This is a genomic window from Streptomyces sp. SUK 48, assembly GCF_009650765.1.
Classification (GTDB): domain Bacteria; phylum Actinomycetota; class Actinomycetes; order Streptomycetales; family Streptomycetaceae; genus Streptomyces.
In genome coordinates this window covers 4,442,579-4,463,519 of record NZ_CP045740.1, presented here as the reverse complement: position 1 = coordinate 4,463,519, position 20,941 = coordinate 4,442,579, and the positions used below count along the sequence as shown (strand labels likewise).

Genomic DNA, 20,941 nt, shown 5'->3' with positions numbered 1-20,941 from the left:
CTTTGAAGTCTTCACTCCTAACTAGTGAGAGAGGTGAACGTGACCAGGGCGATGGGCGCCGCGATGCGCCGGATCCACGTGGGCAACGCACTCAGCGCATTCGGGCTCGGCTTCACAGTCCCGTATCTGTACGTCTATGTGGCGCAGGTGCGGGGTCTGGGAGCCATGACGGCGGGACTGGTGCTCGCCGTCTTCGCCGTGGCCGCGTTGATCGTGCTGCCGTTCGCCGGCCGGGCGATCGTGCGGCGCGGCCCGTTGCCGGTCCTGCTCGCCGCCCTGGTCACCGCCGCGCTCGGGGCGCTGAGCCTGGGGCTCGCGGGCAGCGCGTGGTCCGTACTGCTCGCCGCCTCGGCGCTCGGTGCCGGCCAGGCCGTGATGCAGCCGGCGCTGGCCACGATGATCGTGGACTGCTCCAGCGCCGACACCCGCTCGCGGGCCTTCGCGATGCAGTTCTTCCTGCAGAACCTGGGCCTCGGCGTCGGCGGCCTCATCGGCGGTCACCTGGTCGACACCACGCGCGTCTCCTCGTTCACCCTGCTGTTCGCGATCGAGGCGGCGATGTTCCTGCTGCTGGTCGCGGTGATGGCGACCGTGCGGATGCCGCACTCCCCCCGTCTGGAGGACGCGCCCGCGTCCGCGAAGGGCAGCTGGAAGCGGCTGCTCGGCAACCGGGCGATGGTGCAGCTGTGCGTGCTGGGCTTCGTGCTGTTCTTCGCCTGCTACGGGCAGTTCGAGTCGGGTCTGAGCGCCTACGGCGTGGAGGCCGCCGGGATATCCACCTCCACGCTGGGTACGGCCCTGGCCGCGAACACGCTGATGATCGTGGTCGCCCAGTTCGCCGTGCTGCGGTTCGTGGAGCGCGCCCGGCGTACCCGGGTGATCGCCCTGGTGGGTCTCATCTGGGCGGTGGCCTGGGTGGCCGCGGGTTACGCGGGGCTCGGGCACGGCAGCCAGGAGATGGCGACGGCCGCGTTCGTGTCGACGTACGCGCTGTTCGGTCTCGGCGAGGCGATGCTGTCCCCGACGGTGGCCCCGCTGGTCGCCGACCTGGCGCCGGAGGGTCTCGCCGGTCAGTACAACTCGGCGTTCGCGCTGGTCAAGCAGCTCGCGCTGGCCGTCGGTCCGGCGGTGGGCGGCCCCCTCGGGGCGTCGCTGCACGCGCCGTACATCGTGACCTTCGTCCTGTTCTCGCTGGGCATCACCTATCTGGCGCTGCGGCTCGGGCGGCAGCTCACGGCGGTGCAGGACCAGCCGTGGTCGGTGCGGGCGAGCCGGGTGGTCAGCCGGGGCGGGGCGACCGCGGAGACGGTGCCCGCGGAGGCGTGAGCCCCCGGTGTGCCAGGACGGCCGTCACCTTCGGGTGGCGGCCGTCGCCGTATGCCCACGGCTCAGCGGATCGCCGTCACCAGCCGCACGGTGAAGGGGAGGACCGCCGTGCCGTCGGGCGCCGTGCGCGGTGCCAGCTCGCCGCGGACCAGCCGGGCGGCGCCCAGGACGGCCGCCTCTCCGCCCGCCGCCCTGAGCAGCCCGCCCCACAGAGCCGCCAGATGGTCGTGGGCGTACGCGTCCAGTGGCGGGAGCGCGATGTCGGACGTGATCTCGCGGTGGGTGACGGCGTCGTAGCCCGCCGCCCGGAGGGAGGCCGTGAGCTGGTCGGCCGTCCTGACGAAGGCGCGGGTGAAGTAACGGAGCGCGCCCGGGGCGTACCGCCGGAGCGCGCGCTCCTGGGCGAGGAAGTAGGGCTGGCGGTCGAGCGGGGCCCAGACGGTGGCGGCGAAGCGCCCGCCGGGGCGGGTGACCCGGGCCGCCTCGGTGAGGGTGGCCGTCAGGTCGGGGAAGAACTGGGCGCCCTGCTGGCAGACGACCGCGTCGAAGCCGGCGTCCTCGTACGGGAGGCAGTCGGCGGGGGCCGCGGTGAAGTCGGTCTCCGGACCGCGGGCCCGCGCGACCCGGACCATGCCCTCGTCGATGTCGGCGCCGCGGACCCGGCCCGCCGGGCCGACCCGGACGGCCGCCGCGCGGGCGGCGAACCCGGTGCCGCAGGCGAGGTCGAGCACCGTGTCACCGGGGCGGAGATCCACGGCGTCCAGCAGCGCGGCCACGAAGGGCCGCATGATCGGCGCGCTGTGGGTGTCGTACGCCTCGGGGCCCTCGGTGCCGCGGTGTCTGCCTGTCATAGGTGTGCTTGTAACACCGTGAGCGGTGTGCGGGCCAACCCGTGGCCGGCGCTCAGGGTCTCGGTCTCGGCAGCAGGAACTCGCACCAGACCGCCTTTCCGCCGCCCGGGGCGCGGCGGCAGCCCCAGGTGGAGGCGATGGTGGCGACGATGGCGATGCCCCGGCCCGACTCGTCGGCCGGTTCGGCGCGGCGGCGCCGGGGGAGGTGGTCGTCGCCGTCGGTGACCTCCACGATGAGGCGGCGGTCGGTGCGGCGCAGCCGCAGGCGCATGGGCGGGGTGCCGTGCTGGAGGCTGTTGGCGACGAGTTCGCTGGTGGCGAGGACCCCCAGGTCGTGCAGTTCGGTGGGGAAGCGCCAGCTGGTGAGGACGCCGGAGGCGAAGGCGCGGGCGCGCGGGGCGGCCTCGACGCCGCCGAGGAGTTCGAGGGCCGCGTTGCGGAACAGCTCGCCCTCGGGGCCGGTGCGGGCCGGGTGCTGGAGGACGAGGACGGCCACGTCGTCGTCGTGGTCGGCGGTGACGCCGGCCGAGCGGACCAGGCGGTCGCAGACGACCTGGGGGGAGCCGGTGGCACCGGCCAGGGCGCGTTCCAGGGCGGCGATGCCCTCGTCCAGGTCTTCGTCGCGGCGCTCCACCAGGCCGTCGGTGTAGAGGACCGCGGTGGAGCCGGGGAGCAGCGCGATCGAGCCGGAGGTGTGCATCCAGCCGCCGGTGCCGAGCGGCGGGCCGGTGGGTTCGTCGGCGCGCGAGACCGTGCCGTGCTCGTCGCGGACCAGGATGGGCAGGTGCCCGGCGGAGGCGTACACCAGCCGCCCCTCGTTCGGGTCGTGGACGGCGTAGGCGCAGGTGGCGATCTGGTGGGGGTCGATCTCGGTGGCGAGCCCGTCGAGGAGCTGGAGCACCTCGTGCGGGGGCAGGTCGAGGCGGGCGTAGGCGCGGACGGCGGTGCGCAGCTGGCCCATGACCGCGGCGGCGCGCACGCCCCGGCCCATGACGTCGCCGATGACGAGCGCGGTGCGGCCGCCGCCGAGGGTGATCACGTCGTACCAGTCGCCGCCGACCGCGGCCTCGGTGCCGCCGGGCTGGTAGGTGGCGGCGATGCGCAGGTCGTCGGGTTCCTCCAGGTCCTGCGGGAGCAGGGAGCGCTGGAGGGTGACGGCGGTCTCGCGCTGGCGGCGTTCGCTGGCGCGCAGCCGTTCGGCGGCCTCCGCGTGATCGGTGACGTCGGTGGCGAAGACGAGGACTGTGCCCTCGCCGTCCTCGCCGTCCTCGCCGCCCTTGCCGGCCGCGGTGACGGGGGTGCAGGTGAACGTGTAGGAGCGGCCGTCGGCCGCGCGGCGGGACTTCAGGGTGCGCGGGCGGCCGCTGCGCAGCACCTGGTCGAGCAGCGGGAGCAGGCCCAGTCCGGCGAGTTCGGGCAGCGCCTCGTGGGCGGGGTCGCCGGTCCGGCGGGCGCCGAAGGCCGTCGTGTACGCCTCGTTGACGTAGGCGAGGCGGTGGTCGGGGCCGTGCACGAGGGCGACGAGGGCCGGGACCCGGTCGAGGACGTCGCGGGCGGGCAGTTCGTCGACGGCGGGGACCGGGCCGGTCCCGTCGGCGGGGCCCCCGGCGCGGGCCGCGGGCACGGAGCCCTCCCCTCGCCGGTCCATGGGTACCGCGGTCTCGGTCCGCGCGGCGGCGCGGCGCTGCGTTCCGGGGAGCCGGGCGCTCCAGCGCGTGAAGTTCACTGTGGGCAGGGCCTCATGGGTGCTAGGGCGGGCGGGGGCCCGTCCGATGTCGTGGGGCAGTCTGGCAGGGAGCCGGCCGCGGCGGGCGACATCCGTCAGACGCTGGGGCGGGCCGTGGAGTTCCTGGATCCGGTCAGGAGGACCCCTTCGGGTCGTGAGGATGCTTTCCCCTGGCCGCGAGTTCGAACTCCGCGCGCGGGTGTTCGAGTGAACCGAGCGAGACGATCTCCCGTTTGAAGAGTCCGGAGAGAATCCATTCGGCGAGCACGCGGGCCTTGCGGTTGACGGTGGGCACCCTGCTCAGGTGGTAGACGCGGTGCATGAACCAGGCAGGGTAGCCCTTCAGCCGCCGTCCGTAGACCTGCGCGACGCCCTTGTGCAGACCGAGGGAGGCGACGGAGCCCGCGTAGGCGTGCTCGTAGGTGTCCAGGGGCTCGCCGCGCAGGGTGTGGACAAGGTTGTCACCGAGGACCCTGGCCTGGCGTACGGCGTGCTGGGCGTTGGGCGCGGTGAGGGCGCCGGGTCCGGCGGCGGTGACGTCCGGTACGGCGGCGGCGTCGCCCGCGCCCCAGGCGTGCCCGATTCCCTCGACGGTCAGCTGGGCGGTGCACCGCAGCTTGCCGCGGTCGGTGAGCGGCAGGCCGGTGGCGGCGAGCAGCGGGTGCGGCTTCACGCCGGCGGTCCATACGACCGTACGGGTCGGGAAGCGCTGGCCGTCGCTGAGCACGGCAATCCGGTCGGCGCAGGATTCCAGGCGGGTGCCGAGCAGTACCTGGATGTTGCGGCGGCGCAGCTGGGTGACGGTGTAGCGGCCCATGTCGGCGCCGACCTCGGGCAGGATGCGGTCGCTCGCCTCGACGAGGATCCATCTCATGTCCTCGGCGCGGACGTTGTGGTAGTAGCGGGTGGCGTAGCGGGCCATGTCCTCCAGTTCGCCGAGGGCCTCGACGCCCGCGTAGCCGCCGCCGACGAAGACGAAGGTGAGGGCGGCGTCGCGGATCGCGGGGTCGCGGGTGGAGGAGGCGATGTCCATCTGCTCGATGACGTGGTTGCGCAGCCCGATGGCCTCCTCGACGGTCTTGAAGCCGATGCCGTACTCGGCGAGGCCGGGGATGGGCAGGGCGCGGGCGACGGAGCCGGGGGCGAGCACCAGTTCGTCGTAGCCGAACCGTTCGGTGCGGCCCGCGTCGGCGGTGGCGAGGGTGGTGACGGTGGCGGTGCGCGCGTCGTGGTCGACGGCGGTCGCCTCGCCGACGACGACATGGCACTGGTCGAGGACCCGGCGCAGCGGCACGACGACATGGCGCGGCGAGATCGAGCCCGCGGCGGCCTCGGGCAGGAAGGGCTGGTACGTCATATAGGGGTCGGGTGTGACGACGGTGATCTCGATCTCACCGCGCCTGAGCTCGGCCTTCAGCTTCCGCTGGAGGCGCAGGGCCGTGTACATCCCGACGTAGCCGCCGCCGACAACCAGAATGCGCGCACGTTCCTTCACCATCCCATGACGCACCCGGCGCTGTGGTTTGTCCACAGGCCCGGCAATTTGTGTGACCGGAGCTCCTGTGACGGGTGGTGCGTGTCCGCTGGCCGGGTCGGTGCGAAGGGGGCAGGTCAGCGGGGGCGGACGCGCGATCGGGCGGGCCGGGAATCGGGACGTATACGGCTCGTACTCCGATCGGGGGGCGCAGTGTGCGGAACCTGCCCCTTCTGAATTGACTGCCTCTCAACTATGTTCGTGTCGACGGGGTGTAGGGGATGTGGTCGTACGGGCTCGGCGACGGGCGGGCCCGCGACGACCGGTGCCTCTTCGCACACTCCGGCATCAGTGACGGGGAGTGTCTCCGGGGGAGACGTCATGCACCGGGGGGAAACACATGCATATTCAGGACACACACTGGTCGGCCGCCACCGCGATGGTGGCCGGAGGACCGGCGATGCCGGGGGTGCCGGCGGTCGCGGCGGTGAACGGGCGCGCGGACGGGGCGCGCACGACGCCGCTGCGGGTGGACGCACAGCGCAATCTGGAGCACGTGCTGCGTGCGGCGCGTGAGGTGTTCGGCGAGCTGGGCTACGGCGCGCCGATGGAGGACGTGGCGCGGCGCGCACGGGTCGGGGTCGGGACCGTCTACCGGCGCTTTCCCAGCAAGGACGTGCTGGTCCGGCGGATAGCCGAGGAGGAGACCGCCCGGCTCACCGAGCAGGCGCGGGCGGCGCTCGGGCAGGAGGACGAGCCGTGGTCGGCGCTGTCCCGGTTCCTGCGCACATCGGTGGCGTCGGGGGCGGGCAGGCTGCTGCCGCCGCAGGTGCTGCGGGTCGGCTCCGCGGAGGGTTCCGCGGGTCCGGCCGGCGGTGTGCGCTCGGTCGTCGAGGAGGCCCGGGTGCCGCATCAGCGGCTCAAGACCGGGGCCGCCGAACTGCGGCTCGTGGGGCCGGACTCCACCCTCGCGGAGGACTCCGGCTCCGGTGAACTGCTGGCGGTCGTGGGGCAGTTGGTGGAGCGCGCACGGGCGGCCGGGGAGCTGCGGGCCGATGTGTCCGTCTCCGATGTGCTGCTGGTGATCGCGACGGCGGCCCCGTCGCTGCCGGATGCCGCGCAGCAGGCGGCGGCCTCGGCGCGGCTGCTGGACATCCTGCTGGAGGGGCTGCGATCCAGGCCCGCGATCGGCTGACCCCGTCCTCGGCGGGAGTTTCACCCGGCCACCCGCGTCACCCGAGCGATCTTCACGCCCGGGTGACGCGGGTGGCTTTTTTCGCGCCACCTTTCGCGTCGCCCTTCGCATCACCTTTCGCATCACCTCTCACGTCTTCTTTCGTGTCTTTTTTCGCACGTCCCCTCGGACGGGTGACAGGAGGCGGAGAGGGTCGTTGAAGAAATGACGATGTGGGACTCTGTGAGGGTGATGTCGGGCCGGGGCGGGGGCGTTCCACGATGAGTGTTGGCGGGGCGCGAGAGGACGAGGGCGCCGGGACGCAGGTGCCCAGCCAGGGGCGCCGGACGGGCAGCAGGAACGTCCCCGCACAGCGGGGCACCCCGACCGGTGACGCCGAGCTGATCGAGCGGATGCGGGGCGGCGACGACTCCGCGTACGAGGAGCTGTACCGGCGGCACGCGGCCGCGGTGCGCCGGTACGCGCGCACCTGCTGCCGGGACGCGTACACCGCCGACGACCTGACCGCCGAGGTGTTCGCCCGGATGCTCCAGGCGGTGCGCGGCGGCTCCGGGCCCGAGCACGCCGTACGGGCCTATCTGCTCACCTCGGTACGGCGCGTCGCCGCGCACTGGGTCGACTCGGCCCGGCGCGAGCAGCTCGTCGACGACTTCGCCGCCTTCGCCCAGCAGGCCGCCCGCTCCTCGGCGGTGTCGGACGACGACACCCTCGAACTCGGCGCGGACGTGAGGGCGTTGCACGACGCCGAGCAGTCCATGGCCATGCGGGCGTTCCGCTCGCTGCCGGAGCGCTGGCAGGCCGTGCTGTGGCACACCGAGGTGGAGGACGAGTCCCCGAGCGAGGTCGCCGTCCTGTTCGGGCTGGACGCCAACGGCACCCGGGTGCTCGCCAGCCGCGCCCGCGAGGGCCTGAAGCAGGCGTACCTCCAGGCCCACGTCAGCACCACCCTCACCGACGACGCGGAGTGCGCGCGCTACGCCGACCAGCTGGGCGGCTACGCCCGCCGCAAACTGCGCGTCCGTGCCGAACGGGGGCTGCGCAAACACCTGGAGGAGTGCGCCAGGTGCCGGCTCGCGGCGGCGCAGATCGAGGAGGTCGCGGGGGGCATCCCCGCGGTCGTGCCGGTCGCGGTCATCGGCTGGTTCGGGGCCGCCGGGTACGCCAAGGCGCTCGGCCTGGTCGCGGGCGGCGCGGGGGCCGGGGCCGCGGGCGCGGCCGCCGCGGCGGGCGGCTCCTCCGGCGGATCGGGTGCCGCGGGCGGGGCCGCCTCGGAGGCGGTCGGGGCGCCGGTCAAGGCGGGCATCGCCGCGGGGGTCGTCGCGGTCGCGGCCGCGGCGGTGGCCTTCGGCCTCGTCTACGACAGCCATCCGGCGAAGGAGGTCGCCAAGCCCTCGGCACCGCCCCCTCCGGTCGCCGTGCGGACGCCGTCCCCGACGCCCACCCCGCCGAAGCCGGCCCCGACACCGACCCCGGCCCCCGTCTCGAAGCCGACGCCCGCGCCGGTGGTGCCCGCCGCGCCCGCGCCGAAGCCGGCCCCGACACCCCCGCCGAAGCCGACGCCGAAGCCCACGCCCCCGAAGCCCACACCGACCCCCGCGCCCACACCCACGCCCACCCCGACCCCGACGCCCCCTCCCCCGTCGCCCCCCGCCGTCTACCAGCTCAGCGAGCTGGGTTACGACGTGAGCGGCGACGGCACCGGGCCCGAGATCGCGCTCGGCACGAGCAGCTGGGTGTGGCAGCGGTACGGCCTCGACATCGGCGGCACGCCGTACACACACGGCGCGACCGTCCACGGCGACTCCTCCGTGACCATCGACCTCAACCGGCGGTGCACCGCGTACGACGCGATGGCCGGCGTGGACGACATGACCCTCGGCCTCGGCAAGGTGAGCTTCGCCGTCTACGGGGACGGGGTCCCGCTGTGGCACTCGGGGACGGTCGAGGGCCGCGAGCGCGCCGTCCCCGTCCATGTGGACCTCACCGGGCGCAGGACCGTCCAGCTCGTCGTGCGCCCGCACCGCACCGCCTTCGACCCGACGGCACTGGCGGACTGGGCGGAGTCCCGGTTCACCTGCGAGTAGCCCCGTCCACCGGACGAGGACGGGCTCAACCGGCGGCGGCCGGGATCACCCGTCGGCGGTCCGGCGCAGCTCGCGCAGGACGTCGGCCGCGTCGTAGCCCGCGCCCCGGGCCTGTTCGGCCGCGTACCGGGCGGCGGGCAGGGCCGCGCGGGCGTCGGCACGGACCCGGGCGGCCTCGGCGCGCTCGGGTTCGCTGCCCGGGCAGCCGGCGCGCCAGTGGTCGGCGGCCGCGTACAGCCGTACCGCGCCCGGCAGGTCCCCGAGCCGGGCGAGCAGACCGGCCGCGGCGGCCACCATGCCACCGGTGACCGACTCGGCGCAGCCCGCGGCGACGGCCTGCTCCAGCGCCCCGGCCAGGATCGGCACGCCCTGCCCGGGGCCCGACTCCCCGGCGACCAGCAGCGCCTCGACGGTCCGCAGCCCGGCCACGAACTGCGGCGGGGACATCTCGGGTCCCGCCACCTCCCGGATCGCCTCGAAGTGCGCCCGCGCCTGCGGATACCGGCCGTCGTGCACGGCGATCCAGGACCGCATCAGCAGCACGAAGGCGCGGGACTCGGGGACCGCGTACCGGTCCGCGGCGGTGCTCGCCTCCTCCAGGGCGGCGAGCGCGGTGTCCCGGTCGCCGAAGCGGAAGGCGATGTCGGCGAGGCGGGCCAGCAGGAACGGCGACTCCGCGTACGCGCCCACCTCGTAGGCGAGCCGCAGCGCCTCCTCGTACTCGCCGCGCGCCTCGGTGAACCGGCCGCGCGCCATGTGCGCCTCGCCGGCCGCGCCGCACACCTGGGCCCGCATCCAGCGGTCCCCGACCCGGCGGCCGAGCACGCGCAGTTCGGCCAGGTCCTCGTCCACACCGTCCAGGTTGCCGGGGGAGTCGACCCGCACATGGGCGCGGAACATCAGCGCGGCGCCCAGCTCCCAGTCACCGCCGTACGCACGGCAGTTGGCGACCACCGGGGCCACGTCCCGGACGGCGTCCTCCGGGCCGCCCAGGTAGTAGCCGGTCATCGGCCAGACGACGCCGGGGAGGCGGGCCGCCGCCGGGCCGCCCGGCTCGTACGCGGCCCGGACCAGGGCGAGGTAGCGCGCGGCCCGTTCGTCGGTGGCCAGCTGGTCCATGCTGCCGCCCGCCGTCAGGAACAGCTCGAACAGCCGCAGGTCCATGCGGAGTTCGCGCAGTGGATGGGCGGCATCGGCCTCGGGGGCGGCGAGCAGGGCGGCCACATGGTCGGCCGACTCCGTCCGGGCCGGGAGGGTCGCCCGGTCGTCCGCCGCGCCGGCGTCGAGGGCGGCGCCGAGGCGGAGGACCTGGCGCACCCTGCCCACCCCTTCCTGGCGGTAGTTGCGCAGCCACCAGAACCAGCACATGGCCCGTACGACCGCGCCCGCCTCGGCCTCCTCGCCCGCGCGCACCGCGCGGTCGAGGGCGGCGCGGATGTTGTCCAGGTCGCTCTCCAGCCGGGCGATCCAGCGGAGCTGGTCGGCCGAGCGCAGCAGCGGATCGGCCTCCTCGACCAGGGCGCGCGCCCAGGCGCGGTGGCGGCGCTCGGCGGCGGCGCGCTGCCCGGGGGCCTCGGCGGCGCGCTCGACGGCGTACTCGTGGATGGTCTCCAGCATGCGGTAGCGCATGCCGCCCGCGCCGCCGGGGGCGGCGACCACCAGGGACTTGTCGACCAGCGACCCGATCAGGTCCGCCACCGGGCCGGTGCACACGGCCTCGGCGGCGGCGAGGTCCCAACCGCCGGCGAAGACGGAGACCTCGCGCAGCACGGTGCGCTCCCGCTCGTCCAGCAGGTCCCAGGACCAGTCGACGACCGCGCGCAGGGTCTGCTGGCGGGGCAGCACGGTGCGGCTGCCGGAGGTGAGCAGCCGGAAGCGGTCGTCGAGGCGGTCGGCGATCTGCCGGGGGGTCAGCAACCGCAGCCGGGCGGCGGCCAGTTCGATGGCGAGGGGCAGTCCGTCCAGGCGGCGGCAGATCTCCGCCACGGCCGCGGTGTCGGCGAGCACCGTGTCGGCGTCGGGGCGTACGGCCCGCGCGCGTTCGGCGAGGAGGCGGTGTGCCTGTTCCGGGGCGAGGGGTTCGACCGGGCGCACGAACTCGCCGGGCACGCCCAGGGGTTCGCGGCTGGTGGCGAGGACGGTGAGGTGCGGGCAGTGGGTGAGCAGGGTCTCGGCGAGGGCGGCGGCCGCGTCGATGACGTGCTCGCAGTTGTCGAGGACGACGAGTTCGGCGCGCGGGGCGCAGTACTCGATCAACAGGGCCGTCGGGTCGGTCTGTTGCGGGACCAGCTCGGTGTGGAGGAGCACGGTCTCGCGCAGGCCGAGGGCGCTGACCACGGCGCCGGGTACGGCGTCCGGCCGGTCCAGCGGGGCCAGTTCGACGAGCCAGGCCGGGGCGAGGGCGGCGGCGGCCTCCTCGGCCAGCCGGGTCTTCCCGGAGCCGCCGGGTCCGGTGAGGGTGACCAGCCGGGAACGTCTCACGTCGGCGCGTACGGCTTCGAGTTCGCCTTCTCTGCCGACGAAGGAGGTGAGCCGGGGGCGGAGGTTGCCGCGGCGGGCCGGGGGCGGAGGCGCGGGCCGGTGCTCCGCCGCCAGCAACTCGGCGTGCAGGGCGCGCAGTTCGGGACCGGGGTCGGTGCCGAGGGTGTCGGCGAGGGTGCGCCGGGCGGACTCGTAGGCCGCGAGGGCGTCGGCGGGGCGTCCGGTGCCGGCGAGGGCGCGGATGAGCAGGGCGTGCAGCGGTTCGTCGTACGGATGGGCCGCGGTCAGCTCCCGCAGCTGAGGTACGACGTCTTGGGCGCGGCCCAGGGCGAGCGCGGCGGCGGCCCGGGCGCGGGTCGCCTCCAGGCGCAGGGCCTCGGGGCGGGCGGCGGCGGTGCGGTCGGGGAGGTCGGCGAGGGCGGGGCCGTACCAGAGGGCGAGGGCGGCGGTCAGGGTGCGGTGGGCGGTGGCGGGGTCGCCGGCGGCGAGGGACTCGGTGCCGGTACGGGTGAGCCGTTCGAAGACGTACAGGTCGATGTCGTCCTCGGTCGCTTCGAGGCGGTACCCGCCGGGGGTGGAGGTGACGGCGTCCTTGCCGAGGGCGCGGCGCAGGCGGCCGACGAGCGCCTGGAGGGCCGCGGGGGCGTCCTGGGGCGGGGCGTCGGCCCAGATCTCCTGGACGAGGGTGCCGGGGGTGGCGGTGCGGCCGGGGCGCAGGGCGAGGGCGGCGAGAAGGGTGCGGAGGCGGGGAGCGGTGAGGACGTGGGGCGTGCCGTGGGCGTCCGCCGCCTGGGTGATACCGAGAATTTTGTACCGCACCGGGTCATTGTCGCCGGTGGCGGCGGCTGCGTACGAAGGGTTTGCGGCGGGGGCACGACGCCTGCGGCCGGAGCGCCCCGAAGGGGCGCGGGGAACCGCGCGACCAGCCCCCACCGGCCCGCGGCCGAACCACCGCCGCCGTCCCCCGCTCACATGCCGGAGGCCAACGCGTCCCTCCGCCGCTGGATCCCCGCCGGCACCGCCCGCGACCGCGCCGGCGTCCCCGTCCAGCACGTCCCCCTGCGGGACAGCAGCCGGTGCAGCCACAGCTCCAGGGAGACCAGGTCGGCCAGCCCCTCCACCGTGGCCCCCGCCGCCGCCGAGCGCAGCGCCTCGCGGACCACGCCCCCGTCCACCAGCCCCGCGTCCGCGAGCAGCGGGCGGGAGAAGAGGTCCAGCAGCGGCTCGGCGGACAGCCGCAGGCCCGCCCGCGCGGCGGCGGCCGAGGACGCGTGCGACGGGGTGCCCCAGCCGGGCGGCAGGTCGGTGATGCCGGTGCTCTCCAGGACCGTGCGCAGGATCTCGGCCCGCGCGCCGGGCCGCACCCGCAGCGCCTCCGGCAGCTCACGGCACGCGCGGACGACCTGGTTGTCGAGGAAGGGCGCGTGCAGCCGCTGCGAACGGATCTCCGCGGACTGCTCCAGCACCCGCAGATCCGCGGCGTACCGGGCGAGCGCCGCCCGCGCCCGGTGCTCGCCGGGCCGCTGGCCGCCCGTACCCGACCGGTCCCCCTCGACCCCGAGCAGAACCGATACTTCAGCCAGCGCCTCCCCCGTGAGCCACCGGGCGGCCGGACCCGGAGCCGCCCAGGTCAGCGCCGCGAGCGACGCCCCGACCGCCCCCCTAGGCTCCTCGAACCGCCGCCGCATCAGCCGCTCGGCCAGCTCCTCCAGGCCCGCCCGGTACGGCGTCCGCGCGAGCCGCCGGGCCGCGCCGTACACCCGCGCCGTCACGAGGACCGAGCCGTCCGCCCGGGCGAGGGCGGCGACCGGCCGGACCAGATGGCGGCGTCTTCGGTCCATCAGCAGGTCGGCGAGTCGGGCGGGGTGCGCGTCCAGGACCTGCCGCGCGCCGTGCCCGGTGAAGTGGTCGGCGCTGCCCGCGGCCAGCCGCGCCCGGTGGCGCCCGGCCGTGACCAGCGAGGGCCCGGGTTCGTCGGTGAGGGGGCCGTCGAGGTCGGCGTAGGGCAGCGCCTCCTCGGCGCCGGTCACCACCACGTGGTGCAGCCGGGGGTCGGCCGCGAGCGCCCCCGCCCGCTGCACCTCGGCCTCGCGGCCGCCGACGGCGAGGTCGTTGAAGGTGACGGCCAGGAGGCGTTCGCCGGTGCCGTGGCCGAGGAGGGTGCCGGGCCGGCCGGGCAGCCCGGCGGCGAGCAGCGCGAGGGTGGCGGAGGCCGGGCCGCCGGACAGGTCGGCGCCGATCCCGGGCACCGGCATCCCGCGCCGGGCGCGCCGCTCGGCGGGCCCCATCCCGGGCACCGGCCCCGGATCGAGGTCGGGCACGTGCCGCGGCGCCGCGAGCCGGGTGCGCACCGCCTCCACCAGGGCGTCGCGTACGGCGTCCACCGCGCGGTCGGGGTCGGCCGGGACCGCGGACACGGCGAGCGAGGAGACCGGGTCGTACCCGGCGATCTCCCGCGCCCCCGCGCGCAGCACCAGCGCGTGCCCCGGCGGAATGCGCCGTACCCCTTCGTAGGGGGTGGTGTCGCGCAGCGCGGCCGGGACGTCCGGGGCGGCGAGCAGGGCGGCGAGATGACCGAAGTCGAGGTTGGCCTCGATGAGGTCGGCGAGCGGCAGCGCGGCGGTGGCAAACGCCGTGCCGCCCGCCCACGGGGTGTGGAAGACCGGGCGGGCGCCGGCGAGATCGCCGCAGACGGTGACGCGGCGGCCGACCTGGACGACGGCCGTGTAGCTGCCGGGCCAGTTCGTCAGATGGCGCAGCGCGCCCCCGCGCGCGGTGAACAGGCCGCGCCGCAGGTCCTCGTCGGAGGCGCCGCAGATGCCGAGGACGGCGATCCGGTTCTGCTCGTCGGCCTTGACCACCCGCACCTCGTCCGGGCGCCAGTCGCCGACCGCCCACAGCGGGTCGGGGTCGCCCCACAGGAGCTGAGAGCCGACCGGGTGCAGGGTCTCGCCGTCGTGGCCCAGCGAGCCGGCGGAGCCGAGCCCGGCCGCGCGCGCGGCGGCGCTGCTCCACCCCACCAACCACCGCATCGTGCCTCCACAGCCTGTGGACAACCAGTGCACCGATCGAACCGGTCCCCATGCTGCCACGAAGGACGCCTGGGAGAGGTGTGGTGACACCGCTCGGAACGGCGGGAGGGAGAACGGGAGGGGAAGGGGGTTCGCGGCCGTACGGCCCTCATGATCCCGGCTCCGGGCGGGCGCCGCCAGGGAGCGCGCGACGCGAATGCGCCCCCGATACACTCCCCCAAAACGCCTTTCACGCCCCTGAGTCGCGTGATCGGAGCAGAAAATCCCCGGACAGCTGCGGGACGATTTTCAGCCAATTACCAAACCGCGCCCCGGAGATGAGCACGCTCCGTAGGGGCTCGCGACGCTCGCGGCACCCCGGACGCACGCACGGTCCGGGAGACGGCATCCGCCTCCCGGACCGGTCCGCCACCCGCGGGGATGAAGGTGGCGGTGTCCCCCAGCCCACTGGATCCAGTACAGCGGGCCGACCCACGCAAGACCAGGAAACCGTCGGCGAGTTGGCCGGAGAAGAGCGCACGGCCGGGCGCACGGCCACAGGCGCGGGGGCACGCGGGGACCGGTCCGTGCACGGTGCGTACTGGTCCGCACTCCCGTACGGACCACAATCCCGCCATCCGGAACAATGCCCCTTAACGCTTGGGATGCGGCGAACTACGCTGGGTTTACGAATGCCGCGCGGTTATGCCCGCGCGGCGGCCGTCTGTGTCGAGGGGTGGCGCATGTCCAGGGAGCAACGCGGGCCGAACGAAAAGCTCGGCGCCGTTCTCGCCCTCGCGGGAATCAGCAACGCAGGACTCGCGCGTCGCGTCAACGACCTTGGCGCCCAACGCGGGTTGACACTTCGCTACGACAAGACGTCCGTGGCGCGCTGGGTGTCGAAGGGCATGGTGCCGCAGGGCGCCGCGCCCCACCTCATCGCGGCCGCCATCGGACAGAAACTCGGCCGCCCGGTGCCGCTCCACGAGATCGGCCTGGCGGACGCGGACCCCGCGCCCGAGGTCGGCCTCGCCTTCCCGAGGGACGTGGCGCAGGCGGTGCGCTCGGCGACCGAGCTGTACCGCCTCGACCTCGCCGGGCGCCGGGCCGGCTCGGGCGGGATCTGGCAGTCGCTGGCCGGCTCCTTCGCGGTGAGCGCCTACGCGACGCCCGCCTCGCGCTGGCTGATAACCCCCGCCGACAGCTCGGTCGCGCGGGAGGACGGCTTCGCCGAGGGCACCGGCGCACCGGTCAGGGTCGGCCACAGCGACGTCCGCAAGCTGCGGGAGGCCGCCGAGGACGCCAGGCGCTGGGACTCCAAGTACGGGGGCGGCGACTGGCGTTCGTCGATGGTGCCGGAGTGCCTGCGCGTCGAGGCGGCGCCGCTGCTGCTCGGCGGGTACTCCGACGAAGTCGGCCGCGCGCTGTTCGGCGCCTCCGCCGAACTGACCCGGCTCGCCGGGTGGATGGCCTTCGACACCGGCCAGCAGGAGGCGGCGCAGCGGTACTACATCCAGGCGCTGCGGCTCGCCCGCGCGGCCGCCGATGTGCCGCTCGGCGGGTACGTCCTCGCCTCCATGTCGCTCCAGGCGACCTACCGGGGCTTCGGGGACGAAGGGGTCGACCTCGCGCAGGCCGCCCTCGAACGCAACCGGGGGCTGGCCACGGCCCGCACCATGAGCTTCTTCCGGCTGGTCGAGGCGCGCGCCCACGCGCGCGCCGGGGACGCCCAGGCGGCGGGCGCGGCGCTGAAGGCGGCGGAGAGCTGGCTGGAGCGCTCCCGCGAGGGGGACCCCGATCCCTCGTGGCTCGGGTTCTACGGCTACGACCGCTTCGCGGCGGACGCGGCCGAGTGCTACCGCGACCTGAAGCTGCCGCGCCAGGTGCGCAGGTTCACCGAGCAGGCGCTGTCGAAGCCGACGGAGGAGTTCGTGCGCTCGCACGGGCTGCGCCTGGTCGTCTCCGCGGTGGCCGAGCTGGAGTCCGGCAACCTCGACGCGGCCTGCGAGCAGGGGGTGCGGGCGGTGGAGGTGGCCGGCCGGATCTCCTCGGCGCGGACCACGGAGTACGTGCGGGACCTGCTGCACCGCCTGGAGGCGTACGGCGACGAGCCGCGGGTGGTCGAGCTGCGCGAGCGGGCCCGGCCCCTGCTGGTGACCCCTGCGTAGCGCCACGCCCCGGCACCGGTGCGGTACTGATCACCCCGGCGTTTGAAGGCACTGTCAGTGGCGCAGTGCACTATCGACGTGGGAGGTGGTGCAGGTGCCGGTCGGGGCGTACGACTGTGATGTGCTCGTGGTCGGAGGGGGGATCGTCGGGCTGTCGACGGCGTACGCGATCGGCCGGGCGGCGCCGGGGACGCGGGTGACCGTGCTGGAGAAGGAGCCGGGTCCCGCCCGCCACCAGACGGGCCGCAACAGCGGGGTGATCCACAGCGGGATCTACTACCGCCCGGGTTCCCTCAAGGCGCGGTACGCGGTGCGCGGCGCGGCCGAGATGGTGAAGTTCTGCGCCGAGTACGGCGTCGAGCACGCCGTCACCGGCAAGCTGATCGTGGCCACCGAGCGCGCCGAGCTGCCCCGGCTGCACGCCCTGGTGCAGCGCGGCCGGGAGAACGGAATCCCGGTGCGCGAGCTGGGCGCCGCCCAGATCGCCGAGTACGAACCCGAGGTGCGCGGACTGGCCGCGATACACGTCGGCAGCACCGGCGTGTGCGACTACGCGGGCGTGGCCCGGCAGCTCGCCCTCGCCTCCGGCGCCGACATCCGCTACGGCGCGCGGGTCGTCCGGGTGGACCGGCGCCCGGAGCGGGGCGTGGCCGTGCGCACCGCGGCCGGGGACGTGGTGCGCGGGCGGGTGCTGGTGAACTGCGCCGGGCTGTACTGCGACGAACTGGCCCGGCTGACCGGCGACGAGCCCGGCGTGCGGATCGTGCCGTTCCGCGGGGAGTACTACGAGCTGGCCCGGCCCGAGCTGGTGCGCGGTCTGGTGTACCCGGTGCCGGACCCGGCGTTCCCGTTCCTCGGCGTGCATCTGACCCGGGGCGTCGACGGCGGCGTCCACATCGGCCCGAACGCGGTGCCCGCGCTGGCCCGGGAGGGGTACGACTGGGGGGTCGTACGGCCCCGGGAGCTGGCCGGCACCCTGGCCTGGCCGGGATCGTGGGCGATAGCGCGGCGGCACTGGCGCTACGGCGCGGGCGAACTGCACCGCTCGCTGTCGAAGGGGGCGTTCCTTGCGGCGGTGCGCAGACTGCTGCCGGCGGCGCAGGCCGAGGACCTGGTGCCGGCGCCGGCCGGGGTGCGGGCGCAGGCGGTGCTGCGGGACGGCTCCCTGGTGGACGACTTCCTGATCAAGGAGGGCCCCCGCGCGGTGCATGTGCTGAACGCGCCGTCCCCGGCGGCCACCGCGTCCCTGCCGATCGGCCGGGAGGTCGCGCGCCGGGCGCTGGAGATGCTGGCGGCGGCCGGTGGCGCGGGCGTATCCGCGCCGCGCCCGTAGACTCGTTCGTACTGTGTCTGATGCGCTGAACACCCCCGACGTCCTGTCCGAGCCGGCCCCGGACGCCCCCGGTGCCGCCCCGCGGCCCGCCCGGGCCAAGGGCGAGCCGCGCTTCCCGGACGGCCCGCGGGCCGATCCCGCGGGCTCTCACTTCGAGCGGCGGATCCGCAGCTTCCAGCCGCGCCGCAGCCGGGTGACGACCGGGCAGGCCGACGCGCTCCAGCGGCTGTGGCCCGCCTGGGGACTGGACATCGACGGACAGCGGGTGCTCGACCTCGCCGCTCTGTTCGGCAACGACCGTCCGGTGGTCCTGGAGATCGGCTTCGGCATGGGCGAGGCCACCGCGCAGATGGCCGCCGCCGACCCGGGCACCCATGTGCTCGCGGTCGATGTGCACACCCCCGGCCAGGGCAATCTGCTGAACCTGGCCGAACAGAACGCGCTGGACAACGTCCGGGTGGGCAACGGGGACGCGATCATCCTGCTGCGCGAGATGCTCCGCCCGGACGCGCTCGCCGGGCTGCGGGTCTACTTCCCGGACCCCTGGCCCAAGAAGCGCCACCACAAGCGGCGGCTGATCCAGCCCGAGTTCCTCGACCTCGCCGCGACCCGGCTGCGGCCCGGCGCGCTGGTGCACTGCGCGACCGACTGGGAGCCGTACGCGGAGCAGATGCTGGAGGTGCTCTCCGCCCACCCCGCCTTCGAGAACACCCGGACCGACGGCGGTTTCGCGCCCCGGCCCGGGTTCCGGCCGCTGACCCGTTTCGAGGGCCAGGGGCTGGACAAGGGACATGTCGTGCACGATCTTCTGTTCCGCCGCAGGTAGACGCCGCGGCCGAAAGCCGCAGGTAAACCGCTCAGCCCCTCGTCCCGACACCGTTAGGGTCGATGCCGTGGCCACCCGTTCCGTGTACCCGACGTACCCCCCGAACCCCGGTGCCGAGGCGCTGCGCCACCCGCACTGGTGGCAGCTGCGCTGGGTGCGGTACGGCGCGCTGATCACCCTGCTGGCGATGTCCGCGCTGGTCATCCTGGCGCTGGTGCGCAAGGAGACCGGCACCGAGGGCTTCCTGGTGGGGCTCGGCCTCGCGGTGCTGCCGGTGCCGTGGCTGATCACCGCGTTCCGCTGGCTGGACCGGGTGGCGCCCTTCGCCTGGCGGAACCTGGTGTTCGCGTTCTGCTGGGGCGCGTTCGCGGCGGCGCTCATAGCCATCGTCGCCAACAGCTTCGCGACCAAGTGGATAGCCACCTCCACCGCGGACCCGGCGAGCGCCAACACCCTCGGCGCCACCGTGATAGCCCCGATCGTCGAGGAGTCCGCCAAGGCCGCGGCCGTCCTGCTCGTCTTCCTCTTCCGCAGACGCGAGTTCACCGGGATCGTGGACGGGATGGTGATAGCCGGGATCACCGCCACCGGGTTCGCGTTCACCGAGAACATCCTCTATCTCGGCACGGCCTTCGGCACCGACCAGGTCACCGGCGGCCACGGCATCGTCTCCGTCACCGCCGCCACCTTCTTCGTGCGCGTCGTGATGTCCCCGTTCGCGCACCCCCTGTTCACCACCTGCACCGGCATCGGCTTCGGCCTCGCCGCGGTGTACGGGTCCCGCGGGCGCGCCCGGCGGCTGCTGATCCCGCTCGGCGGGCTGCTCCTCGCGATGTGCATGCACGCCCTGTGGAACGGCTCCGCCAGCTTCGGCCAGTACGGCTTCCTCGCCGTCTACGGCGCCTTCATGCTGCCCGTGTTCGGGCTGCTGACCTGGCTCGGGATCTGGACCCGGCAGCGGGAGCTGCGCACGGTGCGCGAGGAGCTGCCGACGTATGTGCTGGCCGGCTGGCTGGGCCCGGCCGAGCCGTTCGCGCTGAGCTCGATGCGGGCCCGCCGGATGGCCCGTGACTACGCCCGCCACCACGCGGGACGGCCCGTGGCGCGGACGGTCGGGCAGTACGAGACGTACGCCACCGCTCTTGCGCAGCTGCGCGCGCGGGGCCGCCGCGGCCGGGCCGGCGCGGACTTCGCCGCCCGGGAACGGGAGCTGCTCCAAGAGCTGTGGCAGCGCCGGGAGGCCGCCCGCCCCGCCCTGGAGTACGCGGCCCGCAGGGCGGCCCCGGCCCCCGTCCCGATGGGGTGGTCACCCGCGCCGTACGGGCACGCGTATGTACGGGGTCCGGAGCACGGGCCCGGCCCCGGGTACGGGTATCCGCAGGGCCCGGGACACGGGTACGCGCAGGGCCCGGGGCCCGGGTACGGCTACCCGTCGGCGCCGTACCCGTCGTACAACCCGTACCGGATGTGAGCCTTACGCCGACGCGTCCGTCAGCTTCTTCAGTTCGTCGTCCGTCAGCTTCAGGTCGCCGACGGCCACCAGCGGCGGGAGCTGCTCCAGGGTGCGGGCCGAGGCGATGGGGGCCGTGACGGTCGGCTGGGCGGCCAGCCAGGCGAGGGCGACGGTGGCGTGCGGGGCGTCGTGCGCGGCGGCGATCTCGTCGAGGGCGGCGAGGACCTTCTGGCCGCGCTCGGTCTCCGCGTACTTCGCGGCCCCGCCGGCACGAGGGCTGTCCACCGTCGCGCCGGGCCGGTACTTGCCGGTCAGGAAGCCCGAGGCGAGCGCGAAGTACGGCACCGTGGACAGGCCCTCGCGGGCGACGAGGTCCTGGAGCGGGCCCTCGTAGGTGTCCCGGGAGACCAGGTTGTAGTGCGGCTGGAGCGCCACATAGCGGGCCAGGTTCTCGCGGGTGGAGAAGTCCAGGGACTCCTTGAGCCGCTCGGCGCTGATGTTGGACGCGGCGATCTGCCGGACCTTGCCGGCCTTCACCAGTTCGTCCAGCGCGCCGATGATCTCCTCGACCGGCACCTCGGGCTGGTCGAAGTGGGTGTAGTAGAGGTCGATGTGGTCGGTGCCCAGGCGGGCCAGGGAGGCGTCGGCGGCGGCCCGGATGGTGGCCGCGGACAGGCCCTTGTACTGCGGGTGCTGGCTGACCTTGGTGGCGATGACGACGTCGGAGCGGTTGCCGCGGGCCTTGACCCACTTGCCGATGACGGTCTCGGACTCGCCGCCCTGGTGGCCCTCGACCCAGGCGCTGTAGGAGTCGGCGGTGTCGATGAAGTTGCCGCCCGCGGCCGTGTACGCGTCCAGGACGGCGAAGGAGGTCTGCTCGTCGGCGGTCCAGCCGAAGACGTTGCCGCCCAGGCAGAGCGGGAAGACCTCGAGGTCGGAGGAGCCCAGTGTGCGCAGAGAAGTCATGCTTCACATCAACACCGGCGGCGGATGATCGCATTCCGCCGCCGGTG

General features: G+C 74.8%; 13 protein-coding genes. 7 read left to right on the top strand and 6 right to left on the bottom strand.

The genetic code is table 11. The annotated features are described in order from the left end of the window. Positions 1–63: 63 nt before the first annotated feature. Positions 64–1,326 carry an MFS transporter gene (locus GHR20_RS19375; protein ID WP_181516591.1) on the top strand — a complete coding sequence of 421 codons (1,263 nt, stop codon included), beginning with the start codon at positions 64–66 and terminating at the stop codon, positions 1,324–1,326. 62 nt (positions 1,327–1,388) lie between these two features. Here the strand turns inward: GHR20_RS19375 and GHR20_RS19370 are convergent, their stop codons facing one another. The 3 genes from GHR20_RS19370 to GHR20_RS19360 all read right to left on the bottom strand — a co-directional run bounded on the left by GHR20_RS19370 (position 1,389) and on the right by GHR20_RS19360 (position 5,401). Beyond that, the gene (locus GHR20_RS19370) at positions 1,389–2,177 is read right to left on the bottom strand and encodes a methyltransferase domain-containing protein (protein WP_153813896.1); all 789 of its coding nucleotides are present in this window, start codon (positions 2,175–2,177) and stop codon (positions 1,389–1,391) included. A gap of 52 nt (positions 2,178–2,229) precedes the next feature. Then, positions 2,230–3,903, bottom strand: coding sequence for a SpoIIE family protein phosphatase (locus GHR20_RS19365; RefSeq protein ID WP_153813895.1), 1,674 nt, complete (start codon positions 3,901–3,903; stop codon positions 2,230–2,232). A gap of 133 nt (positions 3,904–4,036) precedes the next feature. Next, positions 4,037–5,401 carry an NAD(P)/FAD-dependent oxidoreductase gene (locus GHR20_RS19360; protein WP_153813894.1) on the bottom strand — a complete coding sequence of 455 codons (1,365 nt, stop codon included), beginning with the start codon at positions 5,399–5,401 and terminating at the stop codon, positions 4,037–4,039. A gap of 376 nt (positions 5,402–5,777) precedes the next feature. Here GHR20_RS19360 and GHR20_RS19355 point away from each other — a divergent pair, with 376 nt between their 5' ends. Beyond that, entirely contained in the window at positions 5,778–6,572 is a 795-nt protein-coding gene (locus tag GHR20_RS19355; RefSeq protein ID WP_153813893.1) for a helix-turn-helix domain-containing protein, read from the top strand. A gap of 260 nt (positions 6,573–6,832) precedes the next feature. After that, positions 6,833–8,656 carry a sigma-70 family RNA polymerase sigma factor gene (locus GHR20_RS19350; protein ID WP_194858923.1) on the top strand — a complete coding sequence of 608 codons (1,824 nt, stop codon included), beginning with the start codon at positions 6,833–6,835 and terminating at the stop codon, positions 8,654–8,656. A gap of 45 nt (positions 8,657–8,701) precedes the next feature. On the opposite strand, the gene GHR20_RS19345 is transcribed toward GHR20_RS19350, so the two are convergent. Then, the gene (locus GHR20_RS19345; protein ID WP_194858922.1) at positions 8,702–11,956 is read right to left on the bottom strand and encodes a BTAD domain-containing putative transcriptional regulator; all 3,255 of its coding nucleotides are present in this window, start codon (positions 11,954–11,956) and stop codon (positions 8,702–8,704) included. A gap of 149 nt (positions 11,957–12,105) precedes the next feature. Further along, positions 12,106–14,169, bottom strand: coding sequence for an asparagine synthase-related protein (locus GHR20_RS19340; protein ID WP_153813892.1), 2,064 nt, complete (start codon positions 14,167–14,169; stop codon positions 12,106–12,108). Between the two features lie 722 nt (positions 14,170–14,891). Here GHR20_RS19340 and GHR20_RS19335 point away from each other — a divergent pair. From GHR20_RS19335 to GHR20_RS19320, 4 genes are all read left to right on the top strand, one after another. Continuing rightward, complete coding sequence (locus GHR20_RS19335) at positions 14,892–16,316, top strand: MFS transporter (RefSeq protein ID WP_111585830.1); 1,425 nt, start codon at positions 14,892–14,894, stop codon at positions 16,314–16,316. Positions 16,317–16,401: 85 nt separating this feature from the next. After that, complete coding sequence (gene lhgO, locus GHR20_RS19330; protein ID WP_153813891.1) at positions 16,402–17,649, top strand: L-2-hydroxyglutarate oxidase; 1,248 nt, start codon at positions 16,402–16,404, stop codon at positions 17,647–17,649. 43 nt (positions 17,650–17,692) lie between these two features. Continuing rightward, positions 17,693–18,475 carry a tRNA (guanosine(46)-N7)-methyltransferase TrmB gene (gene trmB, locus GHR20_RS19325; protein WP_243878371.1) on the top strand — a complete coding sequence of 261 codons (783 nt, stop codon included), beginning with the start codon at positions 17,693–17,695 and terminating at the stop codon, positions 18,473–18,475. Between the two features lie 67 nt (positions 18,476–18,542). Further along, positions 18,543–19,946, top strand: a complete 1,404-nt coding sequence (locus GHR20_RS19320) for a PrsW family glutamic-type intramembrane protease (RefSeq protein WP_243878076.1) — start codon at positions 18,543–18,545, stop codon at positions 19,944–19,946. Between the two features lie 3 nt (positions 19,947–19,949). Here GHR20_RS19320 and GHR20_RS19315 read toward each other — a convergent pair whose 3' ends face one another. Next, positions 19,950–20,894, bottom strand: coding sequence for an aldo/keto reductase (locus GHR20_RS19315; protein ID WP_111585827.1), 945 nt, complete (start codon positions 20,892–20,894; stop codon positions 19,950–19,952). Positions 20,895–20,941: the final 47 nt, after the last annotated feature.

What these genes read in the sequence shown, in the direction of transcription:
- GHR20_RS19375 (WP_181516591.1), top strand. Translation starts at nt 64, where the DNA reads ATGCGCCGGATCCACGTGGGCAACGCACTCAGCGCATTCGGGCTCGGC.
- GHR20_RS19370 (WP_153813896.1), bottom strand. Translation starts at nt 2,177, where the DNA reads ATGACAGGCAGACACCGCGGCACCGAGGGCCCCGAGGCGTACGACACC.
- GHR20_RS19360 (WP_153813894.1), bottom strand. Translation starts at nt 5,401, where the DNA reads ATGGTGAAGGAACGTGCGCGCATTCTGGTTGTCGGCGGCGGCTACGTC.
- GHR20_RS19355 (WP_153813893.1), top strand. Translation starts at nt 5,778, where the DNA reads ATGCATATTCAGGACACACACTGGTCGGCCGCCACCGCGATGGTGGCC.
- GHR20_RS19350 (WP_194858923.1), top strand. Translation starts at nt 6,833, where the DNA reads ATGAGTGTTGGCGGGGCGCGAGAGGACGAGGGCGCCGGGACGCAGGTG.
- GHR20_RS19340 (WP_153813892.1), bottom strand. Translation starts at nt 14,169, where the DNA reads ATGCGGTGGTTGGTGGGGTGGAGCAGCGCCGCCGCGCGCGCGGCCGGG.
- GHR20_RS19335 (WP_111585830.1), top strand. Translation starts at nt 14,892, where the DNA reads ATGTCCAGGGAGCAACGCGGGCCGAACGAAAAGCTCGGCGCCGTTCTC.
- GHR20_RS19315 (WP_111585827.1), bottom strand. Translation starts at nt 20,894, where the DNA reads ATGACTTCTCTGCGCACACTGGGCTCCTCCGACCTCGAGGTCTTCCCG.